The organism is Leifsonia sp. SIMBA_070 (assembly GCF_046534635.1).
Lineage (GTDB): Bacteria > Actinomycetota > Actinomycetes > Actinomycetales > Microbacteriaceae > Leifsonia.
This window is the reverse complement of sequence record NZ_JAWRYK010000898.1, coordinates 1-238: the sequence shown is the minus strand read 5'-3', so window position 1 is coordinate 238 and position 238 is coordinate 1. Positions and strand designations below refer to the sequence as shown.

Genomic DNA, 238 nt, shown 5'->3' with positions numbered 1-238 from the left:
CACGTCATTACCGTCTCCTGCACCGGGTTCTTCAATCCCGGACCGGATTACAAAGTGGTCCGGGCGCTGGGCCTGAACGCATCGGTGCAGCGGTTCCATCTTGGTTTTATGGGCTGCTATGCCGCCTTCCCGGCAATGCGGGCAGCAAAGTCCTTCTGTGATGCCGACCCTGAAGCCGTGGTGCTCGTAGTCAGCGCCGAACTGTGTTCCCTGCATGTGCGCACGTCCAATGATCCGG

At 60.1% G+C, this 238-nt stretch carries 1 pseudogene; it reads left to right on the top strand.

Annotation, left to right across the window (positions count from 1 at the left end):
- A pseudogene (locus SB754_RS22815) lies at positions 1-238 on the top strand (type III polyketide synthase); the annotation flags it as partial.